Consider the following 6846-nt stretch of genomic DNA (forward strand, 5'->3'; position numbering starts at 1 on the left):
CGAGCCCCCCGAGCGCCGGCCACCACATCCAATGCACGGGCAGCTTCTCGAACGCATCCTCGATGGCGTACACGGCGCGGGTGGCCAGCGTGGACGCCAGGCCCACCACCGCGCCCAGCACGATGTAGAACGCCAGCGCCGCGCCGCCCGGCAGCGCCAGCTCCGGCATCGCGAAGGCAGGAGCGCTCCCCTCGAAGGCCAGCCGCACACCGGTGGCCGTGGCCGTGGCCAGCGCCACCGGGATGACCGAGCGCGGGCGGTACTCGAACAACAACAACTCCACCGCCAGCAGCACCGCGGAGACAGGCGCGCCGAAGGTCGCCGCCATGCCCGCCGCCGCGCCCGCGGCCAGGAGCGCCTTGCGTTCATCCGCCGTGACGCGCAGCACCTGCCCCAGCAAGGAGCCCAGCGCGCCCCCCGTGGCGATGATGGGCCCCTCCGCGCCAAACGGTCCTCCCGTGCCGATGGCCACCGCCGCCGACAGCGGCTTGAGGAACGTCATCCGAGGCGGAATCCGGCTCTGGTTGTAGAGCACCTGCTCCATCGCCTCGGGGATGCCGTGGCCCCGGATGGCCCGTGAGCCATAACGCGCCATCACCCCGACGATGAGCGAGCCCACCACCGGCACCACGATGACCCACGCGCCCAGCGAGTGATTCACCGGGGAGACCTCCGCGGTGGAGAACCGGCCGAAGAAGGCGATGTTCGTGAAGAGGTGGATGAGCGCGCCCAGCCCCTGGGCCACCAGTCCCGCCGCCACGGCCAACACCACCGCGAGGGCGCTGATGAAGACCACCCTCCGGTCCACCACGTCCACCGTCGCGGGCGCGCGCATGCCCGCGAGCGTGGGGCCCATGGACGGCGCCACCGGCAGCCTCGCGCGAGCCTCCTCGCCCTGCCCCGCCTCCACTCGACTCGCTTCAGGCCGCTCCATGAGACTTCTCCTTCTTGTTCTTGCGGGGCGTCGTCTTCTTCATCGCGCGGGCCCGGCCAGGCGCGGGCTCGTCCTCGAAGAAGAGCGGCGCCTCGTTTCCCTCCAGCCCCAGCTCTCTCACCAGGGCGGACAGCCCCTGGGCCAGCCCTTCGCGCGCGCCAGGCTCCAGCCGTCGAAGCCCGGTGATGAGCCGGGCCTGCGCCATCGCGGGTGTCTCGCGCAGCAAGGCGCGCCCCAAGGGTGAGAGCGCCACCTCCACCCGGCGACCGTCTTCCGCCGAGGGGCGCCGCGTGGCCAGTCCTCGCTCCAGCAGCCGCGCCACCACCACCGATACGCTGCTCTGGTGCGTGAGCGTCCGCTCGGCCAGGGCGTTGATGGAGCAGGGCCCCGCCTCCGCGAGCTGCTGGAGCACGAAGAGCTGCGCTCCGCTGATGCCCACCAGTCGCTCTGAGGCCCTCGCGGAGACCCTCAGCAGCCGCACGATTCGGCGGATGCCGTCCATCACCTCGCGCACGTCTTCGCCGCTGGTCCGACTTATATGGGAGCCCATTGAATTGAGCGGAACGTACGGTCCACGGCTCGCGTCCGCAATGAGAAAGGCGGGTGGACGCGCACCGGCCGACCTGGCTGCCGGAGGGTCGCCTCCTCCCGGACGAGACGAAGCTCCGGGCAGGTCGCGAATGACCGCGTGAAACATCTGTCGACAGTTCACCAACTTGGGCGACGCACGAGTCGACGCGGTGAAGCGACACGCTAGACACGGGGCCCCTTTCACAGGAGCTCCCGGCTTGAGTCCTTCCAGACGTCCCGGCGCACCAGGTGGCGCCGGGTACATCCCGCCCTGCATCCTCGCCGTCCTGCTGCTCTCCACGCCGTCCTCCGCCGAGCCGTCCCCAGGCGTGCGCACCAACACCGCGCGACTGATGGGAACGGACGCGGCCGAGGTCATCGACGCGCCGGTGCTGGGACTCCAGCGCGGCGCGCTGCCGCTCTTCGCGGGGCTGGTGGTGGACACCTCCGTCTTCGCGGACGTGATGCTCGCGCCCAACGTGGGGTTGCGCTGGGCGGTGGCGGCGGGTCCGCACCGCGTGGTGCTGGGCGCGCGCTACACGCACTTCATCGGTGGCTCCGTCTACTCGGACATCGTCGAGTCGGAGACGCCCTCCCTCCAGCGCTTCGAGCCGGAGTTGAGCGGCCCCTCCGTCTACGGCGTCTATGGCCTGGTGCTCGGTCCGCTGCTCGTGCAGGGCGAGGCCCGCTACGCGCGCTACACCTCCGACTACCTCTCCTTCACGGGCGGGGCCGCCCTCAACTTCGCGGGCCCCTGGTCCGTGGTGGGCGAGGCCGGCGTGCGCGTGAAGGGCGGCGCGACCTTCCGTGCCGCCGCGGGCATCCGCTACGGCGGAGAGAATCTCGGCTTCGGGCTCGGCGCCACCTATGTGGACCTGAGCGACCCGGCCGTTCCGGGCGAGGAACTGCCCGTCCTTCCCGTCCTCGACCTCTCCTGGACCTTCCGATGATGACCCGCGCCCTGCTGGCTTCGTGCTTCCTGTTCCTGTCCGGCTGCTCGGCGGAAATCGCCATCGCGACAGAGCTCTTCGACGTGAGGGTGCCCGTCACCTCCGTCCTCCAACCCGTCTACGCGGAGGTGGCGTTGGACCTGCCCGAGGAGTCGGTGAACACCGAGGACCTGGACCTGGTGGTGGAGCAGGTCGCCGCCACGCTCGAGGTCGTCAATCCGTCCTCGTCGCTGACGCTGCGCACGGCCATGCGCCTGTCCTTCACCGGGCAGGCCACGCCGGAGGACCCGGTCTTCTACACGGACCTGAACCGACCGGCGTACTACGCCCAGGCGGCGGAGGTCCTCCCCTCGCGCAACTTCGCCCCCACCACCCGCACGGCGGTGCGCATCGACAGTCCCGCGCTGAAGGACGCCGTGGGACGCAGGCGCGTCTGGTTCATCGTCAGCAACACCGTGGTGCGCGGGGACCTCGGCACGCCGCAGCTCCCCGTGGAAATCCTCCTCGAGGACATCGTCTTCCAGGCCGTGCTCACCAAGCCCTTCCCGGGACTGGGCGGCGCGCTGGAGGTCGGAGGACTCTAGGAGGAACCCCGAACCACCCCGCGTGGACGTCGACACTTCCCTGAGATGGAAGCGCCCTGCCCTCGCCTCATCCCCTGGGACGAGGCGGGCGTCGTGCCGCGCACCTCGCTCGCCCGGTGAGCGCGGCACCCACGATGCACAGCGAGCCCCCCACGAGCGTTTGGCATGGGGGGATGGATGCACGGAAGAAGCTGGAAGCGAGGGTGGCGGGAAGCAGGCGCATTGGCGGTCCTGGCCCTGCTCCCCCACTGCGGAGGCAATACCTCGTCCCCGGACAGGGAGCCGCTGGAGCAACACGGCGACCCCGCCGCGGGAGCAAACACCTTCATCGCCATCGCGGACGCACAGGTCGACTCCTCGCGGCCGTCGACGAACCTGGGCGCGGAGGAGCAGCTCTGCGTGGACCGGACGCCCATCGAGTACCGGACCTTCCTCCGCTTCCAGGTGAAGGGCCTGCAAGGCCGGGTGAAGCGCGCCACCGTGCGCCTGTTCGTCACGAATGGCTCGACGGACGGCCCTGTCGTCCACCGCATCGACCCTCAATGGAAGGAGGACGTCGTCACCTTCGACCACCAGCCCTCGCTTCTGGGCCCGGCCCTGTTCACCGCGGGGGCGCTGCGCTCCGGAAGCTGGGCGGAGCTGGACGTGACGCGCGCGGTGACGGGCAACGGCGTCGTGAACCTCGGGCTCTACTCGTCGGGTGCCGACGGCGCGGACTTCAGCTCGCGCGAGGACCGCGACCCGGCCCTGCATCCACGCATCGTGGTGGAGATGGAGCCTGTCCCTCCGACGAATCCAGTGCCCGCCCCCGACTGGGTGCTTCACCGGGGCGGCCCGGGAGACGAGCACGTCCAGGTGATGGCGACCGCGGAGAACGGCCTCGACTTCCTCGTGGCGGGCTCCTTCACCGGCAGCGGTGACTTCGGCGGCGACGTCTTCCAGGGAGAGCGCGGCCTCGTCGTGGCGCGCTATGGCGCGGACGGCGCGCATCGCTGGTCCCACGCGTATGCCGTGGGCGCGAAGGTGGAAGCAACGGGGCTCGCCGTCTCGGCCTCGGGTGAGGCGTGGCTGGTGGGTGCCTATCAAGGCGCTCCAGATTTGGGCACGGGCGCGCTGCCGTTCATCGAGGAATCGCCCACGACCTCCGGCTTCTTCCTCCTCAAGCTGTCACCCGAAGGAGAGCCCCTCTGGTCCCGAGGCGTTCGCGCGGAACATCCCGCTCCGTCCTCGGGCATCACCCGCACGGGGCTGGTTCGCGCGCAGGCAGTGGTCATCGACTCGCAAGGCAGCGTCGTCGTCACCGGCCACTTCCAGGGGGAGATGAGCCTGGGCCGAGGCAGGCTCTACGCGGACCCGGGCAACAGGACGCGAGATGACCACGTGCCCGCGCTCTTCCTCGCGAAGTTCCACGCGGATGGCGCGAACGCCTGGTCCCTCGCGTTTCCCGGTGGCGACTCGGGCACACGCGCGGAGGCGCTCGCCACGGATGGCGCGGGCTTCATCTACGTGGGCGGCGACACCGACTCGCAGGTGCTGGGGGCCACGGGGGTCCGAACGCCCTTCCTCGGAAAGCTCTCCGCCAACGGCACGCCCCAGTGGTTCCGTGCGCTCAATGGCGCACGGGGCAGCATCCGCGCGCTCGCGCCATTCGCCCAGGGAGACGTGGCCTTCGTCGGCGACATCAACGGCAGGTTCTCCTTCGGCGGGAAGGACATCGACGCGAGCGAGGACGTGCTGCTCGGCACCCTGCATGCGACGGCCGCGGACGGCTGGGTGCATGTCCTGGGCGGAAGGAGCGCGGGGCAGGCCCATGCCCTGGGAGTGAGCGCGGAGCGTGAGTTCATCATCGGAGGCTGGACGCGGGATGGGCGGCTCGACCTGGGAGGCGGTGCGCTCGGTAAGGCGTCCATCCCCCAGGGTGACGTCCTCCACTTCGTGGCGCGCTATGACGCCAGGGGTGCGCACCTCGACTCGCGGGCACTGGGCATCACCGGCCCGGGCAACGCGGCGCTCCAGGTGACGTCCGCTGGACAGGCCCGGCTCTGCGTCCCGTTCAATGACGCCCTGTCACCGGATGGAGCGACCTACGCTTCACGAGGCGCGGGAGACCTGCTGTTCCTTCAGCTCACGCCCGAATGAGCCGAGCACGGCGCGGAAGGGACGAGCCTCAGGCGTCATCGTCCGCGCCCTCATCCTCTCCACCACTGTCCGCGGCGGGTGTCCGACCCAGCAACCGGTCGATGTCCGCGCGGGCGGTGGTCGCCTCAGCGCCGCTGATTCGCCCCACGGACGAGAGCTGGTCGACAATCCAGTGAGAGCGCTTCCACAGCGCCCGAGAGCCCGACGACGGCGAGCGCTTGCGGGGCGCCGGCAGCATCGCGGCGAGGATGGCGCCCTGGGCCACGGAGAGCTGCGCGGCGGACACGCCGAAGTGCTCTCGCGCACCGGCTTCGATGCCGTAGACGCCGTTCCCCCACTCCACGACGTTGAGGTACAGCGCGAGGATGCGCTTCTTCGTGAGCGCTTCCTCCAGGCGATGGGCCAGCACCAGCTCCTTCGCCTTGCGGAACAGGCTCCGGTCCGTGGACAGCCAGAGGTTCTTCGCCAGTTGCTGGGTGATGGTGGACGCGCCGCGACCGAGCTGACGCTTCGCCCAGGCCTCCTCCAGCGCCTTGCGCACCTCCGTCGTGTCCAGTCCCTCGTGTCCGTAGAAGCCCGCGTCCTCGGACACCAGGACCGCGGCTATCGCGTGCTTCGAGATGGACGTCAGCGACACCCACTGATGGCGGCGGCGGACCTTCTTCCCCGCCTCCCGAGCCTCCTCGGCGCGCCGGTCCATCAGGGCCGTCGACTTCGGGTTCTCCCGCACCAGCGGTTCCGCCTCGGGGAGCGTGACGTACTCGTACACCCCGAAGCCCAGCAGCAACACCGTCACCCCGAGCAGGGCCTTGAGCCGCCAGGACTTGCGGCCCGGTGTCGGCGCGGGGCGAGCGACGGTGTGCGCCGGCGGAACGACAGCCACCAGCGATTCAGGCCTGGGGCCTTCCGTCACCGCCTCGGTGTGCTCCGAGGGCCCAGGCCCTTCCGGTCGTCCATCGGTGGTCGACATCAGCGCCGTGCATACCGCCTCCGGCCTCCGACGTCACGCCCCCGACGGAGCCACGAGCGCGCGCGGCCTTCAGCGGCGAGCGCGCGACACGGAGACGGGCTCCACCTTCCAGCGCTCATCGACGGAGGCGAAGCCGGCCACCAGCTCACCGGCCAGGTAGCCTCGGTTGCGCTTGTCGCGGCGGCGGAGCCAGTCATTGAGGACGCGGCCCTTCTCGTCCTTCCTCGCCTCGGGGCGCGCCAGGTTGAAGCGGCTGCGCTTCACCCCACCGCCCGCGCGGTGGACGAACGTCACGGTGCCGTCGGTGCTCACCCGCTCGACGATGCCGATGTGCGTGAGGCCGTCGTTGAGCCGCCCATCCTTGTTGCGGTCGATGGTCTCCCGGAAGAACACCAGGTCCCCGGCGTTCGGCGCCTCGCGCAGCGCGCCCAGGGTGCCCGCCTTCCGGTAGATGGCTTTCACCCCGTTCTCACCAGGCAGGGTCAGCTCCGGCATCAGGCTGAGTCCGGGCTTGCGGTACGCCAGCTGCGTCAGGCCCGAGCAGTCGTCGTTCACCGCCGTGCTCACCGTCGACAGCGAGCCCAGCCCCACCCACGCCTTCGCGCGCCAGAGGGCCCGGTCGGACAGGGTGACCTTGGCGGCCCGCTTCGGCGGAGTGCGCCTCGCGGCCTCGGCCGTCCCGCCCCACAACACCAACCC

General features: G+C 70.7%; 7 protein-coding genes. 3 read left to right on the plus strand and 4 right to left on the minus strand.

What is annotated here, in order from left to right; genetic code table 11:
• Positions 1-934, minus strand: a 934-nt coding sequence (locus tag HR086_RS43335) for a chloride channel protein (RefSeq protein WP_174468567.1), incomplete at its 3' end; no start/stop codon positions are given.
• Positions 921-1448: a MarR family winged helix-turn-helix transcriptional regulator gene (locus HR086_RS43340; RefSeq protein ID WP_373564433.1), complete on the minus strand. Its 528-nt coding sequence runs from the start codon at positions 1446-1448 to the stop codon at positions 921-923. The genes HR086_RS43340 and HR086_RS43335, both read right to left, overlap by 14 nt.
• 274 nt (positions 1449-1722) lie before the next feature.
• Between HR086_RS43340 and HR086_RS43345 the strand changes: the two genes are divergently transcribed.
• From HR086_RS43345 to HR086_RS43355, 3 genes are all read left to right on the plus strand, one after another.
• Positions 1723-2454 (plus strand): hypothetical protein, encoded by a 732-nt coding sequence (locus HR086_RS43345; RefSeq protein ID WP_174460803.1) that lies wholly within the window; start codon positions 1723-1725, stop codon positions 2452-2454.
• Positions 2451-3038, plus strand: coding sequence for a hypothetical protein (locus HR086_RS43350; protein WP_254626715.1), 588 nt, complete (start codon positions 2451-2453; stop codon positions 3036-3038). The genes HR086_RS43345 and HR086_RS43350 overlap by 4 nt, the downstream gene beginning before the upstream one ends.
• A gap of 222 nt (positions 3039-3260) precedes the next feature.
• Positions 3261-5177, plus strand: a complete 1917-nt coding sequence (locus HR086_RS43355; RefSeq protein ID WP_174468568.1) for a DNRLRE domain-containing protein — start codon at positions 3261-3263, stop codon at positions 5175-5177.
• A gap of 28 nt (positions 5178-5205) precedes the next feature.
• Here HR086_RS43355 and mtgA read toward each other — a convergent pair whose 3' ends face one another.
• Entirely contained in the window at positions 5206-6147 is a 942-nt protein-coding gene (gene mtgA / locus HR086_RS43360) for a monofunctional biosynthetic peptidoglycan transglycosylase (RefSeq protein WP_174460801.1), read from the minus strand.
• 69 nt (positions 6148-6216) lie between these two features.
• Positions 6217-6846, minus strand: a 630-nt coding sequence (locus HR086_RS43365; protein WP_174468569.1) for an NlpC/P60 family protein, incomplete at its 5' end; no start/stop codon positions are given.

The organism is Myxococcus sp. CA039A (assembly GCF_013336645.1).
In the GTDB taxonomy this organism is placed as follows: domain Bacteria; phylum Myxococcota; class Myxococcia; order Myxococcales; family Myxococcaceae; genus Myxococcus; species Myxococcus llanfairpwllgwyngyllgogerychwyrndrobwllllantysiliogogogochensis.

Coding starts and splice junctions, on each gene's coding strand:
- HR086_RS43350 (WP_254626715.1), top strand. CDS start 2,451: ATGATGACCCGCGCCCTGCTGGCTTCGTGCTTCCTGTTCCTGTCCGGC.
- mtgA (WP_174460801.1), bottom strand. CDS start 6,147: ATGTCGACCACCGATGGACGACCGGAAGGGCCTGGGCCCTCGGAGCAC.